Origin of the sequence: Escherichia sp. WS1152, assembly GCF_046487665.1 — a bacterium.
Taxonomy (GTDB): Bacteria; Pseudomonadota; Gammaproteobacteria; order Enterobacterales; family Enterobacteriaceae; genus Escherichia; species Escherichia coli.
Map to the genome: position 1 here is coordinate 456,546 of NZ_JBJQJA010000001.1, position 23,075 is coordinate 479,620.

The following is a 23,075-nucleotide window of genomic DNA, read 5'->3' on the forward strand; positions in this document are numbered from 1 at the left end:
GTATGTTTTGTCTGCCTGCTCTGGGATCGCCGGGGCGGGCATTTTTTTGCCTATTTTGCATTGTTGGTTAGCAAGGATGCCATTCGATGAATTTTAATATGTTGATTCAAAGATGAAATAAAAAAGCCCTGGCAGTTACCAGGGCTTGATTACTTTGAGCTAATTATTACTCAACAGGTTGCGGACGCGCAGGAGCGGCAGAGGCATGATGTGTTGCCGTATGACCACCTGCGGCACCTTTACCTTCGAAGGCAAAAGTAGGGCGCTGCCAGTCACTGTGACGCGGTGCCTCCGGAACATATTCCGGTGCTGGAGCGCGCGTCATTGGTGCGGTAGCGTGGTTATGCTCAACGGTGACCTCAGGTTCAACCGCAGCTACCGTTTCAACTTCTGCTGCGACTTCAGCGACGACTGGCGCGGCAGGTTGAGCAACAACTTCAGGTTCAGCAACTACAACCTCAGCAGTTTCGGCAACTTCTTCAATATCTGCCGTCTCTTCCTGCGGTTCAACCACCGGTTCTGCGTGTTCTGCAACTTCCTGGGCTACGGCAACATCAGACTCGGTAATCACCTGCGGCTGTTCAGTTACCGCGGCGGCAATTACTTCAGGATGCGTCGTTTCAACCACTTCCGGTTGCGGTTCGGCAATCTGAACGGGGGCTTCTACGACTTCAGCCACTTCTTCAACAACTGGCGCGCTAACAACCGGTTCGACAGCGGCGGCGACAGGCACCTCAGTCACCATCGGCTGCACTTGCACTTCTTCCTGTTCGCGCTGCTCTTCAACCTGTACATCTTGTGGACGTACAATCGGATAGCGGATCCAGACTTTGCCAGAGGCCAGTTCCGGAGACGCGCACGCTACGGTCAACGGCATTGGCGATTGGGTTGGATAACGCTCGTCACGATAGCGACGACGACGCTGACCACTCACGCGCAGGTGACGAGGCGAGCGGCGAGAACGACGCGGCATGCCACCGTTGTCACGGTTATCAGCATTGTTCTCTTCTTGCTGTTCTGGTGCAGTTTGCGCTACGACTGGTAGCGGGACTTTCACCAGTTCTGTGCGTGGAGCTGGCGCTTCCTGAACAATTGGTTCGGCAGCGGCAGTTTCTTCAACCACCGGTGCGACTACCGCTTCTTCGGCTACGCTTTGCTCGTAACGCACTTTCTGATTGAGCTGACGCTGTTTACGACGCGGCTGAACCGGACGTACACGTTCTTCCTGTTCGGTTTCCTGAACAGATTGCTCTTCAACATTCAGCGCCTTCGCTTCTTGTTGCGCCTGACGTTTATCATCGTTACGGCGGCGGCTACGTTCACGACGCGGCGCTTGTTGCTCGTCGGTGGTACGTGCTTTTTCCGTTACCTCAGCCTGCTGACGGCTCTCACGCGTCTCGGCAGTCTGCTGCTGTGCCTGGCGACGATTACGACGGTTTTCTTCGCGATTATCGCTGCCTTCTGCACGTTCACTACGGGTGTCGCGGCGCTCATTACGGTCACGGCGGTTGTTCTGACGAGGCTTGCGACGATCCTGTTGACGTTCCGGTTTCGCTTCTACTTTCGGTGCTGCTTGCTCGGACGGTTTGGTTTCTTCACCACCGCTGAACAGCGCTTTCAGTGCGCCGAAGAAGCGGCTCAACAGCCCAGGTTGTGCAGGAGCTGCTGGTGTTGCCGGTGCAGCTTTCGGTGCTGGGGCTACAACAGGTGCGGCAGGTTCAGCTGGCGTTGGCGCAGGCGGCACATCCGGCATGGCAAAGGTTGCCAGCGCAGGTTGTTCCGGACGCTTACGTTCAGCGAACTCTTCTTCAGACGGCAGCGCCATCGCTTCTTCATGCAGCTTCGGCAGCATGTAGCTTAAGGTTGGGGTTTCTTCCCCTTTGCGCACGCGCAGCACATGGTAGTGCGGGGTTTCCATCTGATCGTTTGGCACAATCACGCAGCGCACGCCGTCCTGACGAGTTTCAATCGCATTCACTGCAGAACGTTTTTCATTCAGCAGATAAGAAGCGATTGGCACAGGAACAATGGCGTGAACTTCCTGGGTGTTCTCTTTCAGCGCTTCTTCTTCGATCAGACGCAGAATAGAGAGCGACAGCGATTCGTTGTCACGCACGGTACCGGTACCGGAGCAGCGCGGGCAGACGTGATGGCTGGATTCACCCAGTGATGGGCTCAGGCGCTGACGGGACATTTCCAGCAGGCCAAAGCGAGAAATATGGCTGATTTGAATACGCGCACGGTCCTGACGCACCGCTTCACGCAGACGGTTTTCTACCGCACGCTGGTGGCGTACTGGCGTCATGTCGATGAAGTCGATAACAATCAGGCCGCCGAGGTCACGCAGGCGCAGCTGACGAGCAATCTCATCGGCAGCTTCGAGGTTAGTGTTAAACGCGGTTTCTTCGATATCGCCGCCGCGGGTCGCGCGTGCGGAGTTGATGTCGATGGCCGTTAACGCTTCGGTGCTGTCGATAACAATGGAACCACCAGACGGCAGACGAACTTCACGCTGGAAGGCGGACTCGATCTGTGACTCGATCTGGTAGTGGCTGAACAGCGGGATCTCGCCGGTGTACAGTTTGATTTTGCTGCTGAAATCCGGGCGACCTAATGCAGCGATATGCTGACGTGCCAGTTCGAGCACTTTCGGGTTATCGATAAGGATTTCGCCGATGTCCTGACGTAAGTAATCGCGGAATGCGCGAACGATTACGTTGCTCTCCTGATGAATCAGGAACGGGGCCGGGCGGCTTTCAGCGGCTTTTTTGATGGCTTCCCAGTGTTTCAGACGGAAGCTTAAATCCCATTGCAGCGCCTCAGCAGATTTGCCGACGCCAGCGGTGCGCACGATAAGCCCCATGCCTTCCGGCAGTTCAAGGCTTGCCAGTGCTTCTTTTAATTCGGTACGGTCGTCGCCTTCGATACGGCGAGAAATGCCACCCGCGCGCGGGTTGTTCGGCATCAGAACCAGATAGCTACCCGCCAGACTGATAAAGGTGGTTAATGCCGCGCCTTTGTTGCCGCGCTCTTCTTTATCGATCTGAACAATGACCTCCTGACCTTCACGCAACACATCTTTAATGTTGGGACGACCATGAGCACTGTAGTTAGCAGGGAAATATTCGCGGGCAATTTCTTTTAGTGGGAGGAAACCGTGACGTTCAGCGCCGTAATCAACAAAAGCAGCTTCCAGACTCGGTTCAATGCGGGTGATTTTACCTTTGTAGATGTTTGCCTTTTTCTGCTCGTGCCCTGGACTTTCGATATCCAGGTCATACAGACGCTGCCCATCTACAAGGGCAACGCGCAACTCTTCCTGCTGAGTTGCGTTGATTAACATTCTTTTCATCGTAACTTACTCATTATTCTTACATTGACGACTAAGCTGCGGGCAAAGTAACGCCTTTCCGGGTGTGAACCGATGGCCTCGTGTCTAGTCGCGTCGCCAACCTCACGGTTATCGTCAGCTCAAAGAGGCGCAGAGTGTCGGTTGCCCGTTTTTCATGCGGAAAAACAGCGCAATTATCAAAGAAACAGACTGGGTATTACTCTCCAGAAATATTTCCATCTACCGGTAAGGACTGCAACCCGCAGCCCGCTAACTGCCTGAAAGATCAATACGTCTTACGCCATTGCTGCGTGGATGATCGGTCGGGCAAAATGGGTTATTCCGTAAAATTTCTTGTTTTAACAAGGATGGACACGGAAACGGCCTCATTATTCCACTGCAAGCCTTGTTATAGCAAGATGACTTTTACCATTTATCACCCGCTTACTCACAGTTTTTTCACTTCTTGCTGGTGATTGGTTTAATAACCATCAATAAAGTGATCACGCAGTGAAGTAATAAGGTGCAAAAGTAAATATAAGCATAGAAAAATGAGTGGCGCGAATCCTGTTGGCTAATTAGAATCGCCAACCATGAAAACAGAGACTCCATCCGTAAAAATTGTTGCTATCACCGCTGACGAAGCGGGGCAACGTATCGATAACTTTTTGCGTACCCAATTGAAAGGCGTACCAAAAAGTATGATTTACCGTATTTTGCGTAAAGGCGAAGTGCGGGTGAACAAAAAACGTATTAAGCCTGAATATAAACTCGAAGCGGGTGATGAGGTGCGTATTCCACCGGTTCGCGTTGCTGAGCGGGAAGAAGAGGCGGTTTCGCCACATCTGCAAAAGGTGGCGGCGCTGGCGGACGTCATCTTATATGAAGATGATCACATCCTGGTGCTGAATAAACCTTCCGGTACGGCGGTACATGGCGGCAGTGGTTTAAGCTTCGGCGTTATCGAAGGTTTGCGGGCGTTGCGCCCGGAAGCGCGGTTCCTTGAACTGGTTCATCGTCTCGACCGGGACACTTCAGGTGTGTTGCTGGTAGCGAAAAAACGCTCGGCGTTGCGTTCTCTGCATGAGCAATTACGTGAAAAAGGGATGCAAAAAGATTACCTGGCGCTGGTGCGCGGTCAGTGGCAGTCGCATGTGAAGAGCGTTCAAGCGCCGTTACTGAAAAATATTCTGCAAAGCGGCGAACGTATCGTGCGTGTGAGTCAGGAAGGCAAACCGTCGGAAACACGCTTTAAAGTGGAAGAACGCTATGCATTTGCCACCCTGGTGCGCTGTAGCCCGGTAACCGGACGTACTCATCAGATCCGTGTGCATACACAGTATGCGGGTCATCCGATTGCCTTTGACGATCGCTACGGTGACCGTGAATTTGACAGACAGCTCACTGAAGCAGGCACGGGATTAAATCGTCTGTTCCTGCACGCCGCAGCGTTGAAGTTTACCCATCCGGGGACCGGTGAGGTGATGCGTATCGAAGCGCCGATGGATGATGGTTTGAAGCGCTGTTTGCAAAAGCTGCGTAACGCGCGCTAATACGAGCATATAAGCCTAATAATGGGCGGTTGGCCTGATAAGGCGTTTACGCCGCATCAGGCCGCCAGCACCGATTGCCGGATGCGAAGTAACCGCATCCGGCGTAAAAAACTATCCCATCAGCGGGTTTTTCCCTTCCCGACGTAACATCTGACACAGCGCGATTAGCGGTAAACCAACCAGCGTGTTAGGATCACGCCCCTCTAAACGCTCAAACAGCGTAATGCCAAATCCTTCACTCTTAAAGCTACCCGCGCAGTGCAGGGGATGTTCCTTACGCACGTAATTATCAATCTCCGCCTCGCTCAGGTGACGGAAATGGACGTCAAAAGGCTCCACTTCTGTTTGTAGATGCCCATTCGCCGAATTAAACAACGCCAGTCCAGTATAGAAGGTGACGATATTGCCGCTGGCTTTGCGTAATTGCAGACGGGCATTTTCTTCCGTTAACGGTTTACCGGTGATTTCGCCATCAAGAACACATACCTGGTCTGAACCAATAATTAAATGATCCGGATAACGTGACGCCAGAGATTGCGCTTTTTCTTGTGCCAGTCGAAGCACCAACTGTCGCGGTGATTCGTCGCTGCGTGGGGTTTCGTCGACCTCTGGTGCTGCACATTCAAAAGAGATTTGCAGTTTTTCCAGAAGAGCGCGACGCCAGGGCGAGGTGGAGGCTAAAATAAGTTTAGGCATATTTTTTTCCATCAGATATAGCGTATTGATGATAGCCATTTTAAACTATGCGCTTCGTTTTGCAGGTTGATGTTCGTTATCAGCACTGAACGAAAATAAAGCAGTAACCCGCAATGTGTGCGAATTATTGGCAAAAGGCAACCACAGGCTGCCTTTTTCTTTGACTCTATGACGTTACAAAGTTAATATGCGCGCCCTATGCAAAAGGTAAAATTACCCCTGACTCTCGATCCGGTTCGTACGGCTCAAAAACGCCTTGATTACCAGGGTATCTATACCCCTGATCAGGTTGAGCGCGTCGCCGAATCCGTAGTCAGTGTGGACAGTGATGTGGAATGCTCCATGTCGTTCGCTATCGATAACCAACGTCTCGCAGTGTTAAACGGCGATGCGAAGGTGACGGTAACGCTCGAGTGTCAGCGTTGCGGGAAGCCGTTTACTCATCAGGTCTACACAACGTATTGTTTTAGTCCTGTGCGTTCAGACGAACAGGCTGAAGCACTGCCGGAAGCGTATGAACCGATTGAGGTTAACGAATTCGGTGAAATCGATCTGCTTGCAATGGTTGAAGATGAAATCATCCTCGCCTTGCCGGTAGTTCCGGTGCATGATTCTGAACACTGTGAAGTGTCCGAAGCGGACATGGTCTTTGGTGAACTGCCTGAAGAAGCGCAAAAGCCAAACCCATTTGCCGTATTAGCCAGCTTAAAGCGTAAGTAATTGGTGCTCCCCGTTGGATCGGGGATAAACCGTAATTGAGGAGTAAGGTCCATGGCCGTACAACAGAATAAACCAACCCGTTCCAAACGTGGCATGCGTCGTTCCCATGACGCGCTGACCGCAGTCACCAGCCTGTCTGTAGACAAAACTTCTGGTGAAAAACACCTGCGTCACCACATCACTGCCGACGGTTACTACCGCGGCCGCAAGGTCATCGCTAAGTAATCACGCGTCTGCGTGATGAAGCTTAGTGAGGATTTTCCCCAGGCAACTGGGGAAAGACCAAACCGGGCGGCGACGATACCTTGACACGTCTAACCCTGGCGTTAGATGTCATGGGAGGGGATTTTGGCCCTTCCGTGACAGTGCCTGCAGCATTGCAGGCACTGAATTCTAATTCGCAACTCACTCTTCTTTTAGTCGGCAATCCCGACGCCATCACGCCATTACTTGCTAAAGCTGACTTTGAACAACGTTCGCGTCTGCAGATTATTCCTGCGCAGTCAGTTATCGCCAGTGATGCCCGGCCTTCGCAAGCTATCCGCTCCAGTCGTGGGAGTTCAATGCGCGTGGCCCTGGAGCTGGTGAAAGAAGGTCGAGCGCAAGCCTGTGTCAGTGCCGGTAATACCGGGGCACTGATGGGGCTGGCAAAATTATTACTCAAGCCCCTGGAGGGGATTGAGCGTCCGGCGCTGGTGACGGTATTACCACATCAGCAAAAGGGCAAAACGGTGGTCCTTGACTTAGGGGCCAACGTCGATTGTGACAGCACAATGTTGGTGCAATTTGCCATTATGGGCTCAGTCCTGGCTGAAGAGGTGGTGGAAATTCCCAATCCTCGCGTGGCGTTGCTCAATATTGGTGAAGAAGAAGTAAAGGGTCTCGATAGTATTCGGGATGCCTCAGCGGTGCTTAAAACAATCCCTTCTATCAATTATATCGGCTATCTTGAAGCCAATGAGTTGTTAACTGGCAAGACAGATGTGCTGGTTTGTGACGGCTTTACAGGAAATGTCACATTAAAGACGATGGAAGGTGTTGTCAGGATGTTCCTTTCTCTGCTGAAATCTCAGGGTGAAGGGAAAAAACGGTCGTGGTGGCTACTGTTATTAAAGCGTTGGCTACAAAAGAGCCTGACGAGGCGATTCAGTCACCTCAACCCCGACCAGTATAACGGCGCCTGTCTGTTAGGATTGCGCGGCACGGTGATAAAAAGTCATGGTGCAGCCAATCAGCGAGCTTTTGCGGTCGCGATTGAACAGGCAGTGCAGGCGGTGCAGCGACAAGTTCCTCAGCGAATTGCCGCTCGCCTGGAATCTGTATACCCAGCTGGTTTTGAGCTGCTGGACGGTGGCAAAAGCGGAACTCTGCGGTAGCAGGACGCTGCCAGCGAACTCGCAGTTTGCAAGTGACGGTATATAACCGAAAAGTGACTGAGCGTACATGTATACGAAGATTATTGGTACTGGCAGCTATCTGCCCGAACAAGTGCGGACAAACGCCGATTTGGAAAAAATGGTGGACACCTCTGACGAGTGGATTGTCACTCGTACCGGTATCCGCGAACGCCACATTGCCGCGCCAAACGAAACCGTTTCAACCATGGGCTTTGAAGCGGCGACACGCGCAATTGAGATGGCGGGCATTGAGAAAGACCAGATTGGCCTGATCGTTGTGGCAACGACTTCTGCTACGCACGCTTTCCCGAGCGCAGCTTGTCAGATTCAAAGCATGCTGGGCATTAAAGGTTGCCCGGCATTTGACGTTGCAGCAGCCTGCGCAGGTTTCACCTATGCATTAAGCGTAGCCGATCAATACGTGAAATCTGGGGCGGTGAAGTATGCTCTGGTCGTCGGTTCCGATGTACTGGCGCGCACCTGCGATCCAACAGATCGTGGGACTATTATTATTTTTGGCGATGGCGCGGGCGCTGCGGTGCTGGCTGCCTCTGAAGAGCCGGGAATCATCTCCACCCATCTGCATGCCGACGGTAGCTATGGTGAGTTGCTGACGCTGCCTAATGCTGACCGTGTGAATCCAGAGAATTCAATTCATCTGACGATGGCGGGCAACGAAGTCTTCAAGGTTGCGGTAACGGAACTGGCGCACATCGTTGATGAGACGCTGGCGGCGAATAATCTTGACCGTTCTCAACTGGACTGGCTGGTTCCGCATCAGGCTAACCTGCGTATTATCAGTGCAACGGCGAAAAAACTCGGTATGTCGATGGACAATGTCGTGGTGACGCTGGATCGCCACGGTAATACCTCTGCGGCCTCTGTCCCGTGCGCGCTGGATGAAGCTGTACGCGACGGGCGCATCAAGCCGGGGCAGTTGGTTCTGCTTGAAGCCTTTGGCGGTGGATTCACCTGGGGCTCCGCGCTGGTTCGTTTCTAGGATAAGGATTAAAACATGACGCAATTTGCATTTGTGTTCCCTGGACAGGGTTCTCAAACCGTTGGAATGCTGGCTGATATGGCGGCGAGCTATCCAATTGTCGAAGAAACGTTTGCTGAAGCTTCTGCGGCGCTGGGCTACGACCTGTGGGCGCTGACCCAGCAGGGGCCAGCTGAAGAACTGAATAAAACCTGGCAAACCCAGCCAGCGCTGTTGACTGCCTCTGTTGCGCTGTACCGCGTATGGCAGCAGCAGGGCGGTAAAGCACCGGCAATGATGGCCGGTCACAGCCTGGGGGAATACTCCGCGCTGGTTTGCGCTGGTGTGATTGATTTCGCTGATGCGGTGCGTCTGGTTGAGATGCGCGGCAAGTTCATGCAAGAAGCCGTACCGGAAGGAACGGGCGCTATGGCGGCAATCATCGGTCTGGATGATGCGTCTATTGCGAAAGCGTGTGAAGAAGCTGCAGAAGGTCAGGTCGTTTCTCCGGTAAACTTTAACTCTCCGGGACAGGTGGTTATTGCCGGTCATAAAGAAGCGGTTGAGCGTGCTGGCGCTGCCTGTAAAGCTGCGGGCGCAAAACGCGCTCTGCCGTTACCAGTGAGCGTACCGTCTCACTGTGCGCTGATGAAACCAGCAGCCGACAAACTGGCAGTAGAATTAGCGAAAATCACCTTTAACGCACCAACAGTTCCTGTTGTGAATAACGTTGATGTGAAATGCGAAACCAATGGTGATGCCATTCGTGACGCACTGGTACGTCAGTTGTATAACCCGGTTCAGTGGACGAAGTCTGTTGAGTACATGGCAGCGCAAGGCGTAGAACATCTCTATGAAGTCGGCCCGGGCAAAGTGCTTACTGGCCTGACGAAACGCATTGTCGACACCCTGACCGCCTCGGCGCTGAACGAACCTTCAGCGATGGCAGCGGCGCTCGAGCTTTAAAAGAGGAAAATCATGAATTTTGAAGGAAAAATCGCACTGGTAACCGGTGCAAGCCGCGGAATTGGCCGCGCAATTGCTGAAACGCTCGCAGCCCGTGGCGCGAAAGTTATTGGCACTGCGACCAGTGAAAATGGCGCTCAGGCGATCAGTGATTATTTAGGTGCCAACGGCAAAGGTCTGATGTTGAATGTGACCGACCCGGCATCTATCGAATCTGTTCTGGAAAAAATTCGCGCAGAATTTGGTGAAGTGGATATCCTGGTCAATAATGCCGGTATCACTCGTGATAACCTGTTAATGCGAATGAAAGATGAAGAGTGGAACGATATTATCGAAACCAACCTTTCATCTGTTTTCCGTCTGTCAAAAGCGGTAATGCGCGCTATGATGAAAAAGCGTCATGGTCGTATTATCACTATCGGTTCTGTGGTTGGTACCATGGGAAATGGCGGTCAGGCCAACTACGCTGCGGCGAAAGCGGGCTTGATCGGCTTCAGTAAATCACTGGCGCGCGAAGTTGCGTCACGCGGTATTACTGTAAACGTTGTTGCTCCGGGCTTTATTGAAACGGACATGACACGTGCGCTGAGCGATGACCAGCGTGCGGGTATCCTGGCGCAGGTTCCTGCGGGTCGCCTCGGCGGCGCACAGGAAATCGCCAACGCGGTTGCATTCCTGGCATCCGACGAAGCAGCTTACATCACGGGTGAAACTTTGCATGTGAACGGCGGGATGTACATGGTCTGACCGCGATTTGCACAAAATGCTCATGTTGCGCGCAGTCTGCGTGGTTATGAGTAATAATTAGTGCAAAATGATTTGCGTTATTGGGGGGTAAGGCCTCAAAATAACGTAAAATCGTGGTAAGACCTGCCGGGATTTAGTTGCAAATTTTTCAACATTTTATACACTACGAAAACCATCGCGAAAGCGAGTTTTGATAGGAAATTTAAGAGTATGAGCACTATCGAAGAACGCGTTAAGAAAATTATCGGCGAACAGCTGGGCGTTAAGCAGGAAGAAGTTACCAACAATGCTTCTTTCGTTGAAGACCTGGGCGCGGATTCTCTTGACACCGTTGAGCTGGTAATGGCTCTGGAAGAAGAGTTTGATACTGAGATTCCGGACGAAGAAGCTGAGAAAATCACCACCGTTCAGGCTGCCATTGATTACATCAACGGCCACCAGGCGTAAGTGAACATCTCCAGGCGGTCGTTCGACCGCCTGAGTTTTATCTTTTTGTCCCACTAGAATCATTTTTTCCCTCCCTGGAGGACAAACGTGTCTAAGCGTCGTGTAGTTGTGACCGGACTGGGCATGTTGTCTCCTGTCGGCAATACCGTAGAGTCTACCTGGAAAGCTCTGCTTGCCGGTCAGAGTGGCATCAGCCTAATCGACCATTTCGATACTAGCGCCTATGCAACGAAATTTGCTGGCTTAGTAAAGGATTTTAACTGTGAGGACATTATCTCGCGCAAAGAACAGCGCAAGATGGATGCCTTCATTCAATATGGAATTGTCGCTGGCGTTCAGGCCATGCAGGATTCTGGCCTTGAAATAACGGAAGAGAACGCAACCCGCATTGGTGCCGCAATTGGCTCCGGGATTGGCGGCCTCGGACTGATCGAAGAAAACCACACATCTCTGATGAACGGTGGTCCACGTAAGATCAGCCCATTCTTCGTTCCGTCAACGATTGTGAACATGGTGGCAGGTCATCTGACTATCATGTATGGCCTGCGTGGCCCAAGCATCTCTATCGCGACCGCCTGTACTTCCGGCGTGCACAACATTGGCCATGCTGCGCGTATTATCGCGTATGGCGATGCTGACGTGATGGTTGCAGGTGGCGCAGAGAAAGCCAGTACGCCGCTGGGTGTTGGTGGTTTTGGCGCGGCACGTGCATTATCTACCCGCAATGATAACCCGCAAGCGGCGAGCCGCCCGTGGGATAAAGAGCGTGATGGTTTCGTACTGGGCGATGGTGCCGGTATGCTGGTACTTGAAGAGTACGAACACGCGAAAAAACGCGGTGCGAAAATTTACGCTGAACTCGTCGGCTTTGGTATGAGCAGCGATGCTTATCATATGACGTCACCGCCAGAAAATGGCGCAGGCGCAGCTCTGGCAATGGCAAATGCTCTGCGTGATGCAGGCATTGAAGCGAGTCAGATTGGCTACGTTAACGCGCACGGTACTTCTACGCCGGCTGGCGATAAAGCTGAAGCGCAGGCGGTGAAAACCATCTTCGGTGAAGCTGCAAGCCGTGTGTTGGTAAGCTCCACGAAATCTATGACCGGTCACCTGTTAGGTGCGGCGGGTGCAGTAGAATCTATCTACTCCATCCTGGCGCTGCGCGATCAGGCTGTTCCGCCAACCATCAACCTGGATAACCCGGATGAAGGTTGCGATCTGGATTTCGTACCGCATGAAGCACGTCAGGTCAGCGGAATGGAATACACGCTGTGTAACTCCTTCGGCTTCGGTGGCACTAATGGTTCTTTGATCTTTAAAAAGATCTAAGTTGTCATTTTCCACCCATATAAAAGGTCCGCTTGCGGGCCTTTTTTCTTAGCTTTTATTCCGACTTGTTCCGTAGTGAACATGCTGCCACACTAACAATTCTCTGATAAGGAGCCGGTATGTTCTTAATTAACGGTCATAAGCAGGAATCGCTGGCAGTAAGCGATCGGGCAACGCAGTTTGGTGATGGTTGTTTTACCACCGCCAGAGTTATCGACGGTAAAGTCAGTTTGTTATCGGCGCATATCCAGCGACTACAGGATGCTTGTCAGCGGTTGATGATTTCCTGTGACTTCTGGCCTCAGCTTGAACAAGAGATGAAAACGCTGGCAGCAAAACAGCAAAATGGTGTACTGAAAGTCGTGATCAGTCGCGGTAGTGGCGGGCGAGGGTACAGCACATTGAACAGTGGACCGGCAACGCGGATTCTCTCCGTTACGGCTTATCCTGCACATTACTACCGTTTGCGTAACGAGGGGATGACGTTGGCGCTAAGCCCGGTGCGGCTGGGGCGCAATCCTCATCTTGCAGGTATTAAACATCTTAATCGGCTTGAGCAAGTATTGATTCGCTCTCATCTTGAGCAGACAAACGCTGATGAGGCGCTGGTCCTTGACAGCGAAGGGTGGGTTACGGAATGCTGTGCGGCTAATTTGTTCTGGCGGAAGGGCAACGTAGTTTATACGCCGCGACTGGATCAGGCAGGTGTTAACGGCATTATGCGACAATTCTGTATCCGTTTGCTGGCACAATCCTCTTATCAGCTTGTCGAAGTGCAAGCTTCTCTGGAAGAGGCGTTGCAGGCAGATGAGATGGTTATTTGTAATGCGTTAATGCCAGTGATGCCCGTACGTGCCTGTGGCGATGTCTCCTTTTCGTCAGCAACGTTATATGAATATTTAGCCCCACTTTGTGAGCGCCCGAATTAGTCATGAAAAAAGTGTTATTGATAATCTTGTTATTGCTGGTGGTACTGGGTATCGCCGCTGGTGTGGGCATCTGGAAGGTTCGCCATCTTGCCGACAGCAAGTTGCTTATCAAAGAAGAGACGATATTTACCCTGAAGCCAGGGACCGGACGTCTGGCGCTAGGTGAACAGCTTTATACCGATAAGATCATCAATCGCCCACGGGTTTTTCAATGGTTGCTGCGTATCGAACCGGATCTTTCTCACTTTAAAGCCGGGACTTACCGCTTTACACCGCAGATGACCGTGCGCGAGATGCTGAAATTGTTGGAAAGCGGTAAAGAAGCCCAGTTCCCGCTGCGACTGGTAGAAGGGATGCGTCTGAGCGACTACCTCAAGCAATTGCGTGAGGCTCCGTATATCAAGCACACGCTGAGCGACGATAAGTACACCACCGTAGCGCAGGCACTTGAACTGGAAAACCCGGAGTGGATTGAAGGTTGGTTCTGGCCAGACACCTGGATGTATACCGCCAATACCACCGATGTCGCGTTGCTCAAGCGAGCGCACAAGAAAATGGTGAAAGCGGTCGATAGCGCCTGGGAAGGGCGTGCGGACGGTCTGCCTTATAAAGATAAAAATCAGCTGGTGACGATGGCATCAATTATCGAAAAAGAAACCGCCGTTGCCAGTGAACGCGATCAGGTTGCCTCAGTATTTATCAACCGTTTACGCATTGGTATGCGCCTGCAGACCGACCCGACCGTGATTTACGGGATGGGAGAGCGTTATAATGGCAAACTTTCTCGTGCAGACCTGGAAACGCCGACAGCGTATAACACCTATACCATTACCGGTCTGCCGCCAGGTGCGATAGCGACGCCGGGGGCGGATTCGCTGAAGGCTGCTGCGCATCCGGCAAAAACGCCGTATCTCTATTTTGTGGCCGATGGTAAAGGTGGTCACACGTTTAATACCAATCTTGCCAGTCATAACAAGTCTGTGCAGGATTATCTGAAAGTGCTTAAGGAAAAAAATGCGCAGTAAGTATATCGTCATTGAGGGGCTGGAAGGCGCAGGCAAAACTACCGCGCGTAATGTGGTGGTTGAGACGCTCGAGCAACTGGGTATCCGCGACATGGTTTTCACTCGGGAACCTGGTGGTACGCAACTTGCCGAAAAGTTAAGAAGCCTGGTGCTGGATATCAAATCGGTAGGCGATGAAGTCATTACCGATAAAGCCGAAGTTCTGATGTTTTATGCCGCGCGCGTTCAACTGGTAGAAACGGTCATCAAACCTGCGCTGGCTAACGGCACCTGGGTGATTGGCGATCGCCACGATCTCTCCACTCAGGCGTATCAGGGCGGAGGACGTGGTATTGACCAACATATGCTGGCAACACTGCGTGATGCTGTTCTCGGGGATTTTCGCCCCGACTTAACGCTCTATCTCGATGTTACCCCGGAAGTTGGCTTAAAACGCGCGCGTGCGCGCGGCGAGCTGGATCGTATTGAGCAAGAGTCTTTCGATTTCTTTAATCGCACCCGCGCCCGCTATCTGGAACTGGCTGCACAAGATAAAAGTATTCATACCATTGATGCCACCCAGCCGCTGGAGGCCGTGATGGATGCAATCCGCACTACCGTGACCCACTGGGTGAAGGAGTTGGACGCATGAGATGGTATCCATGGTTACGACCTGATTTCGAAAAACTGGTAGCCAGCTATCAGGCCGGAAGAGGTCACCATGCGCTACTCATTCAGGCGTTACCGGGCATGGGCGATGATGCTTTAATCTACGCCCTGAGCCGTTATTTACTCTGCCAACAACCGCAGGGCCACAAAAGTTGCGGTCACTGTCGTGGATGTCAGTTGATGCAGGCTGGCACGCATCCCGATTACTACACCCTGGCTCCCGAAAAAGGGAAAAATACGCTGGGCATTGATGCGGTACGTGAGGTCACCGAAAAGCTGAATGAGCACGCACGCTTAGGTGGTGCGAAAGTTGTCTGGGTAACCGATGCTGCCTTACTGACCGACGCCGCGGCTAACGCATTGCTGAAAACGCTTGAAGAGCCACCAGCAGAAACCTGGTTTTTCCTGGCTACCCGCGAGCCTGAACGTTTACTGGCAACGTTACGTAGTCGTTGTCGGTTACATTACCTTGCGCCGCCGCCGGAACAGTACGCCGTGACCTGGCTTTCACGCGAAGTGACAATGTCACAGGATGCATTACTTGCCGCATTGCGCTTAAGCGCCGGTTCGCCTGGCGCGGCACTGGCGTTGTTTCAGGGAGATAACTGGCAGGCTCGTGAAACATTGTGTCAGGCGTTGGCATATAGCGTGCCATCGGGCGACTGGTATTCGCTGCTGGCGGCCCTTAATCATGAACAAGCTCCGGCGCGTTTACACTGGCTGGCAACGTTGCTGATGGATGCGCTAAAACGCCATCATGGTGCTGCGCAGGTGACCAATGTTGATGTGCCGGGCCTGGTCGCTGAACTGGCAAACCATCTTTCTCCCTCGCGCCTGCAGGCTATACTGGGGGATGTTTGCCACATTCGTGAACAGTTAATGTCTGTTACAGGCATCAACCGCGAGCTTCTCATCACCGATCTTTTACTGCGTATTGAGCATTACCTGCAACCGGGCGTTGTGCTACCGGTTCCTCATCTTTAAGAGAGACATCATGTTTTTAGTCGACTCACACTGCCATCTCGATGGTCTGGATTATGAATCTTTGCATAAGGACGTGGATGACGTTCTGGCGAAAGCCGCCGCACGCGATGTGAAATTTTGTCTGGCAGTCGCCACAACATTACCGGGTTATTTACACATGCGGGATCTGGTAGGCGAACGTGACAACGTCGTATTTTCTTGTGGCGTGCATCCACTCAACCAGAATGATCCCTACGATGTAGAAGATTTACGCCGTCTGGCGGCAGAAGAGGGTGTTGTAGCGCTGGGTGAAACCGGGCTGGATTATTATTACACACCGGAAACTAAAGTACGTCAGCAAGAGTCCTTCATCCATCATATCCAGATTGGTCGTGAACTGAACAAGCCGGTTATCGTCCATACCCGTGACGCCCGCGCCGATACGCTGGCAATTCTGCGCGAAGAAAAAGTGACGGATTGCGGTGGCGTACTACACTGTTTTACAGAGGACAGAGAAACGGCGGGCAAATTACTGGATCTCGGATTTTACATCTCCTTTTCCGGCATTGTGACCTTCCGTAATGCGGAGCAACTGCGCGATGCTGCGCGTTATGTCCCCCTGGATCGGTTACTGGTGGAAACTGACTCACCTTACCTTGCGCCGGTGCCGCATCGAGGAAAAGAGAATCAACCTGCGATGGTTCGTGACGTTGCAGAATACATGGCTGTGTTGAAAGGTGTTGCCGTTGAAGAACTGGCGCAGGTAACCACCGATAACTTCGCCCGTCTGTTTCACATCGACGCTTCCCGCCTTCAATCCATCCGTTGAATGAGTTTTTTTAAAGCTCGTAATTAATGGCTAAAACGAGTAAAGTTCACCGCCGAAAATTGGGCGGTGAATAACCACGTTTGGAATATTGTGACATATGTTTTGTCAAAATGTGCAACTTCTCCAATGATCTGAAGTTGAAACGTGATAGCCGTCAAACAAATTGGCACTGAATTATTTTACTCTGTGTAATAAATAAAGGGCGCTTAGATGCCCTGTACACGGCGAGGCTCTCCCCCCTTGCCACGCGTGAGAACGTAAAAAAAGCACCCATACTCAGGAGCACTCTCAATTATGTTTAAGAATGCATTTGCTAACCTGCAAAAGGTCGGTAAATCGCTGATGCTGCCGGTATCCGTACTGCCTATCGCAGGTATTCTGCTGGGCGTCGGTTCCGCGAATTTCAGCTGGCTGCCCGCCGTTGTATCGCATGTTATGGCAGAAGCAGGCGGTTCCGTCTTTGCAAACATGCCACTGATTTTTGCGATCGGTGTCGCCCTCGGCTTTACCAATAACGATGGCGTATCCGCGCTGGCCGCAGTTGTTGCCTATGGCATCATGGTTAAAACCATGGCCGTGGTTGCGCCACTGGTACTGCATTTACCTGCTGAAGAAATCGCCTCTAAACACCTGGCGGATACTGGCGTACTCGGAGGGATTATATCCGGTGCGATCGCAGCGTACATGTTTAACCGTTTCTACCGTATTAAGCTGCCTGAGTATCTTGGCTTCTTTGCCGGTAAACGCTTTGTGCCGATCATTTCTGGCCTGGCTGCCATCTTTACTGGCGTTGTGCTGTCCTTCATTTGGCCGCCGATTGGTTCTGCAATCCAGACCTTCTCTCAGTGGGCTGCTTACCAGAACCCGGTAGTTGCGTTTGGCATTTACGGTTTCATCGAACGTTGCCTGGTACCGTTTGGTCTGCACCACATCTGGAACGTACCTTTCCAGATGCAGATTGGTGAATACACCAACGCAGCAGGTCAGGTTTTCCACGGCGACATTCCGCGTTATATGGCGGGTGACCCGACTGCGGGTAAACTGTCTGGTGGCTTCTTGTTCAAAATGTACGGTCTGCCAGCTGCCGCAATTGCTATCTGGCACTCTGCTAAACCAGAAAACCGCGCGAAAGTGGGCGGTATTATGATCTCCGCGGCGCTGACCTCGTTCCTGACCGGTATCACCGAGCCGATCGAGTTCTCCTTCATGTTCGTTGCGCCGATCCTGTACATCATCCACGCGATTCTGGCAGGCCTGGCATTCCCAATCTGTATTCTTCTGGGGATGCGTGACGGTACGTCGTTCTCGCACGGTCTGATCGACTTCATCGTTCTGTCTGGTAACAGCAGCAAACTGTGGCTGTTCCCGATCGTCGGTATCGGTTATGCGATTGTTTACTACACCATCTTCCGCGTGCTGATTAAAGCACTGGATCTGAAAACGCCGGGTCGTGAAGACGCGACTGAAGATGCAAAAGCGACAGGTACCAGCGAAATGGCACCGGCTCTGGTTGCTGCATTTGGTGGTAAAGAAAACATTACTAACCTCGACGCATGTATTACCCGTCTGCGCGTCAGCGTTGCTGATGTGTCTAAAGTGGATCAGGCCGGCCTGAAGAAACTGGGCGCAGCGGGCGTAGTGGTTGCTGGTTCTGGTGTTCAGGCGATTTTCGGTACTAAATCCGATAACCTGAAAACCGAGATGGATGAGTACATCCGTAACCACTAATCCGTAAGACGTTGGGGAGACTAAGGCAGCCAGATGGCTGCCTTTTTTACAGGTGTTATTCAGAATTGATACGTGCCGGTAATGCTGAAATTACGCGGTGCGCCGTAGACGATAGAACCTTCCACGTTGGTATCGTAGGTTTTGTCGAACAGGTTATTGACGTTCCCCTGTAACGAGAAGTTTTTCGTCACCTGGTAGCGGGTGAAGAGATCCACCAGCGCGTAGCTACTTTGCTCGGCGCGGAACGTGCCATACGGTGTCACTGTGTCGGTATAAACGCGATTTTGCCAGTTAACACCACCGCCGACTGTCAACTCTGGCATGACAGGCAACCGATAGCTGGTGAACATTTTAACCGTGGTGCGTGGCAGATTAGGATTAACGGCGTTTCCTTCGTTATCCTCTGCAATATAGCGCGTTGCGCCAAATGTCAGCTGCCAGTTGTCGGTAATTGCGCCGTTGAGTTCAAATTCCACACCTTTACTGACTGTCCCATCCACCGCTTTATAGGCGGTTTCGCCGTTGCTGCCGGGGATAGGTGTACCGGTGGACTGAGCGACATTATCCTGCTCAATACGGAAGATGGCTAACGTGGTGGTCAGACGGCTATTCATCCAGTCCGATTTCAGACCCAGCTCGTAGTTGTTACCGGTGATTGGAGCCAGATATTTGCCTGAACTGTCACGATCATTTTGCGGCTGGAAAATAGAGGTATAGCTGGCGTAGGTCGACCAGTTATCATTGATGTCAAACACCAGACCAGCATAAGGCGTGGTGTGGTTTTTCTCCATGCTGTAAGTCAGCGTATCAACCCGCCAGTTGGTATAACGTGCGCCGAGGATCAGATGCAGCGGATCGGCAAGGGTGACACGAGTGGCAGCATATAACGATTTCATATGTGTGGTATCGTCCTGCGCCAGGCTCTGTGGTGACCAGTCGGTTTGTGGGAAATTGCCATTAAAGTTGTAGAAACTGCCAATTTCATCCGGGAAGATGTTGGCCCATGAACTGAAGTAACGATTGTTTTGTTTGCTGTAACTGCCACCAAACATTAGATTGTGCTGACGACCAAACAATTCATAACTACCGTCAGCGAACAAATCCAGCGCATCAACTTTACGTTTGCCACTGTTCCAACCGGTGCCGCCGACATAATCAAAGCCAGGTCCATAATTACTGTATGGCCCAACCAGCATACCATCCGCTTTGTTTACATAGGCATCGACATACATCATTTTGCTGTCAAATTCGACTTCAGAGTGGGTGGCATTCAGTGTCGCTTGCCAGGTATCAGCAAACCGCTGCTTCAGGGTCATAAAGACCTTGTTGATCTCTTTATCGTTGTACGCCCAGTCAGGTGCGGTACTGCGTGCGCGATCGTAACTGTTGCTGCTGCCATCAGTATTCCAGCGCGGTAAACCGCCCCAGGTTGGGCTATTAACATCAATGCGCTGATATTCGTAACCGGCTGAAAGCGTCGTAAGATCGCCTAAATCAGCATCGACAATGCCGGAGAAGAAGGTCTTTTCACTATTGTAGCGGTCCAGCCATGAGTCGTTATTCTGGTAGCCGCCGACAATTCGCGCGCGGATTTTACCGTCTTCGGTGAGTGGGCTTTGTAAATCCGCCACATACCGTTCTTTGTTCCAGCTACCGTATTCCGCCGAGACATCGCCTTTAAATTCACGACTGGTCGCGTGTTTTCGAACCATATTAATTGCCGCAGATGGATTACCCGTCCCGGTCATGAGTCCTGTCGCGCCACGCACTACTTCTACGCGTTCAAAAAGTGCCATATCAGAAAGTGCGTCGCCCAGATTCCAGCGCGATTCAAAATAGGTGGGGATACCATCAACCATATAGTTATCGATCTGGAATCCGCGGGAATAATAAAGAGCACGATCGGAATCCGCCTGACTTTTGCTGATCCCCAGCGTGTTTTCCATCACTTCGCCCAGCGTTTGTAACTGCTGATCTTCCATCCGCTGCTGGCTAACAATAGTGACCGACTGAGGAATATCACGTTGAGTCATCTGCATTTTGGTACCCGCAGAGGTAGACGTTACGCTGTAATCATTTTCGCCATCATCTGGAGCTGTGGCTGAACCCTCAACAATCACCGTTTCTTCAGTGGCTGGTGCAGCAAAAGCGGCAGAAGGTAATAGTGCCAGTGCTATGCAACCGGCAAGTAGTGACGGTTTGGTGATGGCTTGATATTGATTATCCCTGTTAAATTGTGTTGAAAGCATTTGAAATCTCTTGGTTTATGTTGTCGTCAGGCTCATGCCGGAGGAGGGTGATGAGCGGTTATATTTAGTGTGCGAATAATTTTGTTTGTAAATGCAAATGAGAAATATACGCATTCATATTTGTCGTGTAAACCAAACAGAGAATGTCTTTTCAGCGCATTCGCAGGCAGAAATGGGAATAATGGAGATATATACGGCAGCAAAACGATTTTTTGCTTAAGAAATCGTGAGTTAAGGTTGAAAGAGCAGGTTTAACTCGACCATACTCTATACTCGCAGTGTGGCGCGGCGTAGCATGGCGCAACGCATGGCTATTTGAAAAAGGAAAATGTCGTGGCAGAAGAAACTATATTCAGCAAAATTATTCGTCGTGAGATCCCCTCCGATATCGTCTACCAGGATGATCTGGTAACGGCGTTTCGCGATATTTCGCCGCAAGCGCCAACGCATATTCTGATCATTCCGAATATCCTCATTCCGACTGTGAACGACGTGTCAGCTGAGCATGAGCAGGCGCTGGGACGCATGATCACCGTAGCGGCAAAAATTGCTGAGCAAGAAGGTATTGCCGAAGATGGCTATCGTCTGATCATGAATACCAACCGCCATGGCGGACAAGAGGTTTACCACATCCATATGCACTTGTTGGGTGGCCGTCCGCTGGGACCAATGCTGGCGCATAAAGGTCTGTAACGATGAGAAAAGGATGCTTTGGGCTGGTGTCTCTGGCGTTGTTACTGCTGGTGGGCTGTCGTTCACATCCGGAAATTCCGGTGAATGATGAGCAATCGCTGGTGATGGAGTCATCTTTATTGGCTGCGGGCATCAGTGCAGAAAAGCCCGTCCTTTCGACGTCTGATATTCAACCTTCAGCATCCTCAACGCTTTATAACGAAAGGCAAGAACCCGTTACCGTTCATTATCGTTTTTACTGGTATGACGCCAGAGGGCTGGAGATGCATCCTCTGGAAAGGCCACGCAGCGTTACCATTCCCGCACATTCGGCGGTAACGCTGTACGGCAGCGCCAATTTTCTGGGGGCGCACAAAGTCAGACTTTATCTATATTTGTAAGGGGTGAATCTTGATGACAAAAATGAGTCGCTACGCCTTGATTACCGCGCTGGCGATGTTTCTCGCCGGTTGTGTGGGGCAACGTGAACCTGCACCGGTAGAAGAAGTGAAACCAGCGCCGGAACAACCAGCCGAGCCACAACAGCCTGTCCCCACAGTGCCCTCGGTGCCGACGATCCCGCAGCAGCCAGGCCCAATTGAGCACGAAGATCAAACTGCACCGCCTGCGCCGCATATTCGCCATTATGACTGGAATGGCGCAATGCAGCCGATGGTCAGTAAGATGCTTGGGGCTGACGGGGTGACTGCGGGTAGCGTCCTGCTGGTTGATAGCGTTAACAACCGTACTAACGGTTCGCTGAATGCCGCAGAAGCGACCGAAACGCTGCGAAATGCGCTGGCTAATAACGGGAAATTTACCCTGGTTTCCGCCCAGCAGCTGTCGATGGCTAAGCAACAGTTAGGTTTGTCGCCGCAGGATAGTTTAGGCACCCGTAGTAAAGCCATAGGCATTGCCCGCAATGTCGGCGCTCATTACGTGCTGTACTCCAGCGCCTCTGGCAACGTTAACGCTCCGACCCTACAAATGCAGCTGATGCTGGTGCAGACGGGCGAAATTATCTGGTCAGGTAAAGGTGCCGTTTCGCAGCAATAATCCCATCACGCGCGACGAATTGCTGTCGCGCTTTTTCCCGCAGTTTCATCCCGTCACGACGTTTAATAGTGGGCTTAGTGGCGGTAGTTTTCTCATTGAACATCAGGGCCAGCGTTTTGTTGTGCGTCAGCCGCACGATCCTGATGCGCCGCAGTCCGCGTTCTTGCGCCAGTATCGGGCTTTATCACAACTACCCGCATGCATTGCACCGAAGCCGCATTTATATCTCCGTGACTGGATGGTAGTCGACTATCTGCCCGGCGAGGTAAAAACGTATTTGCCGGATACTAACGAACTGGCAGGCTTGCTGTATTATCTACATCAACAACCGCGTTTTGGCTGGCGAATAACGCTGTTGCCGTTACTGGAACTGTACTGGCAGCAAAGCGATCCGGCGCGGCGGACAGTGGGTTGGCTGCGAATGTTAAAACGTCTGCGCAAAGCGCGGGAACCACGGCCTTTACGCTTAAGTCCATTGCATATGGATGTCCACGCCGGAAATTTAGTGCATAGCGCGTCAGGGTTAAAACTCATCGACTGGGAGTATGCCGGAGATGGTGATATCGCGCTGGAACTGGCGGCGGTGTGGGTGGAAAATATTGAACAGCATCGGCAATTGGTCAATGACTATGCCACTCGCGCGAAGATTTATCCGGCGCAATTATGGCGTCAGGTCAGGCGATGGTTTCCCTGGCTGCTGATGCTTAAAGCAGGGTGGTTTGAGTACCGCTGGCGACAAACCGGCGATCAACAATTTATCAGGCTGGCCGATGACACCTGGCGGCAGCTATTAATAAAACAATAAGGAGAG

At 51.8% G+C, this 23,075-nt stretch carries 22 protein-coding genes; 19 read left to right on the forward strand and 3 right to left on the reverse strand.

The window, feature by feature from the left end; translation table 11 throughout:
• Nucleotides 1-166: 166 nt before the first annotated feature.
• A complete protein-coding gene (rne, locus tag ACJHW7_RS02130; protein WP_021556704.1) occupies nt 167-3,352 on the reverse strand; it encodes a ribonuclease E in 3,186 nt (1,061 codons plus the stop codon).
• A 572-nt stretch (nt 3,353-3,924) separates the two neighbouring features.
• Between rne and rluC the strand changes: the two genes are divergently transcribed.
• Complete coding sequence (gene rluC, locus ACJHW7_RS02135; RefSeq protein WP_000846342.1) at nt 3,925-4,884, forward strand: 23S rRNA pseudouridine(955/2504/2580) synthase RluC; 960 nt, start codon at nt 3,925-3,927, stop codon at nt 4,882-4,884.
• A gap of 111 nt (nt 4,885-4,995) precedes the next feature.
• On the opposite strand, the gene yceF is transcribed toward rluC, so the two are convergent.
• Nucleotides 4,996-5,580 (reverse strand): 7-methyl-GTP pyrophosphatase, encoded by a 585-nt coding sequence (yceF, locus tag ACJHW7_RS02140; RefSeq protein ID WP_001125202.1) that lies wholly within the window; start codon nt 5,578-5,580, stop codon nt 4,996-4,998.
• A 198-nt stretch (nt 5,581-5,778) separates the two neighbouring features.
• Here yceF and yceD point away from each other — a divergent pair, with 198 nt between their 5' ends.
• The 14 genes from yceD (at nt 5,779) to ptsG (ending at nt 18,287) form a co-directional block, all read left to right on the forward strand.
• Nucleotides 5,779-6,300 (forward strand): 23S rRNA accumulation protein YceD, encoded by a 522-nt coding sequence (gene yceD / locus ACJHW7_RS02145; protein WP_001174481.1) that lies wholly within the window; start codon nt 5,779-5,781, stop codon nt 6,298-6,300.
• A gap of 51 nt (nt 6,301-6,351) precedes the next feature.
• A complete protein-coding gene (rpmF, locus tag ACJHW7_RS02150) occupies nt 6,352-6,525 on the forward strand; it encodes a 50S ribosomal protein L32 (RefSeq protein ID WP_000290727.1) in 174 nt (57 codons plus the stop codon).
• Between the two features lie 80 nt (nt 6,526-6,605).
• Nucleotides 6,606-7,676, forward strand: coding sequence for a phosphate acyltransferase PlsX (plsX, locus tag ACJHW7_RS02155; protein WP_071781259.1), 1,071 nt, complete (start codon nt 6,606-6,608; stop codon nt 7,674-7,676).
• 67 nt (nt 7,677-7,743) lie between these two features.
• Nucleotides 7,744-8,697, forward strand: coding sequence for a beta-ketoacyl-ACP synthase III (gene fabH, locus ACJHW7_RS02160; RefSeq protein WP_000288132.1), 954 nt, complete (start codon nt 7,744-7,746; stop codon nt 8,695-8,697).
• A 15-nt stretch (nt 8,698-8,712) separates the two neighbouring features.
• Nucleotides 8,713-9,642, forward strand: a complete 930-nt coding sequence (gene fabD / locus ACJHW7_RS02165) for an ACP S-malonyltransferase (protein WP_000191372.1) — start codon at nt 8,713-8,715, stop codon at nt 9,640-9,642.
• 12 nt (nt 9,643-9,654) lie between these two features.
• The gene (gene fabG, locus ACJHW7_RS02170; protein ID WP_001008535.1) at nt 9,655-10,389 is read left to right on the forward strand and encodes a 3-oxoacyl-ACP reductase FabG; all 735 of its coding nucleotides are present in this window, start codon (nt 9,655-9,657) and stop codon (nt 10,387-10,389) included.
• A gap of 210 nt (nt 10,390-10,599) precedes the next feature.
• Nucleotides 10,600-10,836, forward strand: a complete 237-nt coding sequence (acpP, locus tag ACJHW7_RS02175; RefSeq protein WP_000103754.1) for an acyl carrier protein — start codon at nt 10,600-10,602, stop codon at nt 10,834-10,836.
• Between the two features lie 87 nt (nt 10,837-10,923).
• Nucleotides 10,924-12,165 (forward strand): beta-ketoacyl-ACP synthase II, encoded by a 1,242-nt coding sequence (gene fabF / locus ACJHW7_RS02180; protein WP_000044679.1) that lies wholly within the window; start codon nt 10,924-10,926, stop codon nt 12,163-12,165.
• A 119-nt stretch (nt 12,166-12,284) separates the two neighbouring features.
• Nucleotides 12,285-13,094: an aminodeoxychorismate lyase gene (gene pabC, locus ACJHW7_RS02185; protein ID WP_000478692.1), complete on the forward strand. Its 810-nt coding sequence runs from the start codon at nt 12,285-12,287 to the stop codon at nt 13,092-13,094.
• Nucleotides 13,095-13,096: 2 nt separating this feature from the next.
• Nucleotides 13,097-14,119 carry a cell division protein YceG gene (gene yceG / locus ACJHW7_RS02190; RefSeq protein ID WP_000756809.1) on the forward strand — a complete coding sequence of 341 codons (1,023 nt, stop codon included), beginning with the start codon at nt 13,097-13,099 and terminating at the stop codon, nt 14,117-14,119.
• Complete coding sequence (gene tmk / locus ACJHW7_RS02195; protein WP_001257000.1) at nt 14,109-14,750, forward strand: dTMP kinase; 642 nt, start codon at nt 14,109-14,111, stop codon at nt 14,748-14,750. The genes yceG and tmk overlap by 11 nt, the downstream gene beginning before the upstream one ends.
• The gene (gene holB, locus ACJHW7_RS02200; protein WP_001267941.1) at nt 14,747-15,751 is read left to right on the forward strand and encodes a DNA polymerase III subunit delta'; all 1,005 of its coding nucleotides are present in this window, start codon (nt 14,747-14,749) and stop codon (nt 15,749-15,751) included. Before tmk ends, holB begins: the two co-directional genes overlap by 4 nt.
• Nucleotides 15,752-15,761: 10 nt before the next feature.
• Nucleotides 15,762-16,559: a metal-dependent hydrolase gene (locus ACJHW7_RS02205; RefSeq protein WP_000480245.1), complete on the forward strand. Its 798-nt coding sequence runs from the start codon at nt 15,762-15,764 to the stop codon at nt 16,557-16,559.
• A gap of 294 nt (nt 16,560-16,853) precedes the next feature.
• A complete protein-coding gene (gene ptsG / locus ACJHW7_RS02210; RefSeq protein WP_000475719.1) occupies nt 16,854-18,287 on the forward strand; it encodes a PTS glucose transporter subunit IIBC in 1,434 nt (477 codons plus the stop codon).
• A 59-nt stretch (nt 18,288-18,346) separates the two neighbouring features.
• On the opposite strand, the gene fhuE is transcribed toward ptsG, so the two are convergent.
• Nucleotides 18,347-20,536, reverse strand: a complete 2,190-nt coding sequence (gene fhuE / locus ACJHW7_RS02215; protein ID WP_021556706.1) for a ferric-rhodotorulic acid/ferric-coprogen receptor FhuE — start codon at nt 20,534-20,536, stop codon at nt 18,347-18,349.
• Nucleotides 20,537-20,869: 333 nt separating this feature from the next.
• Between fhuE and hinT the strand changes: the two genes are divergently transcribed.
• Genes hinT through thiK form a run of 4 tightly spaced genes read left to right on the forward strand, consistent with a single transcriptional unit; the run spans nt 20,870 to nt 23,069 of the window.
• Nucleotides 20,870-21,229 (forward strand): purine nucleoside phosphoramidase, encoded by a 360-nt coding sequence (gene hinT, locus ACJHW7_RS02220; RefSeq protein WP_000807125.1) that lies wholly within the window; start codon nt 20,870-20,872, stop codon nt 21,227-21,229.
• A gap of 2 nt (nt 21,230-21,231) precedes the next feature.
• On the forward strand, nt 21,232-21,609 hold the full coding sequence (locus ACJHW7_RS02225) for a YcfL family protein (protein WP_001225281.1): 378 nt from the start codon (nt 21,232-21,234) through the stop codon (nt 21,607-21,609).
• 13 nt (nt 21,610-21,622) lie between these two features.
• Nucleotides 21,623-22,264, forward strand: coding sequence for a penicillin-binding protein activator LpoB (lpoB, locus tag ACJHW7_RS02230; protein ID WP_000164439.1), 642 nt, complete (start codon nt 21,623-21,625; stop codon nt 22,262-22,264).
• Entirely contained in the window at nt 22,245-23,069 is an 825-nt protein-coding gene (gene thiK / locus ACJHW7_RS02235) for a thiamine kinase (protein ID WP_001536833.1), read from the forward strand. Before lpoB ends, thiK begins: the two co-directional genes overlap by 20 nt.
• Nucleotides 23,070-23,075: the final 6 nt, after the last annotated feature.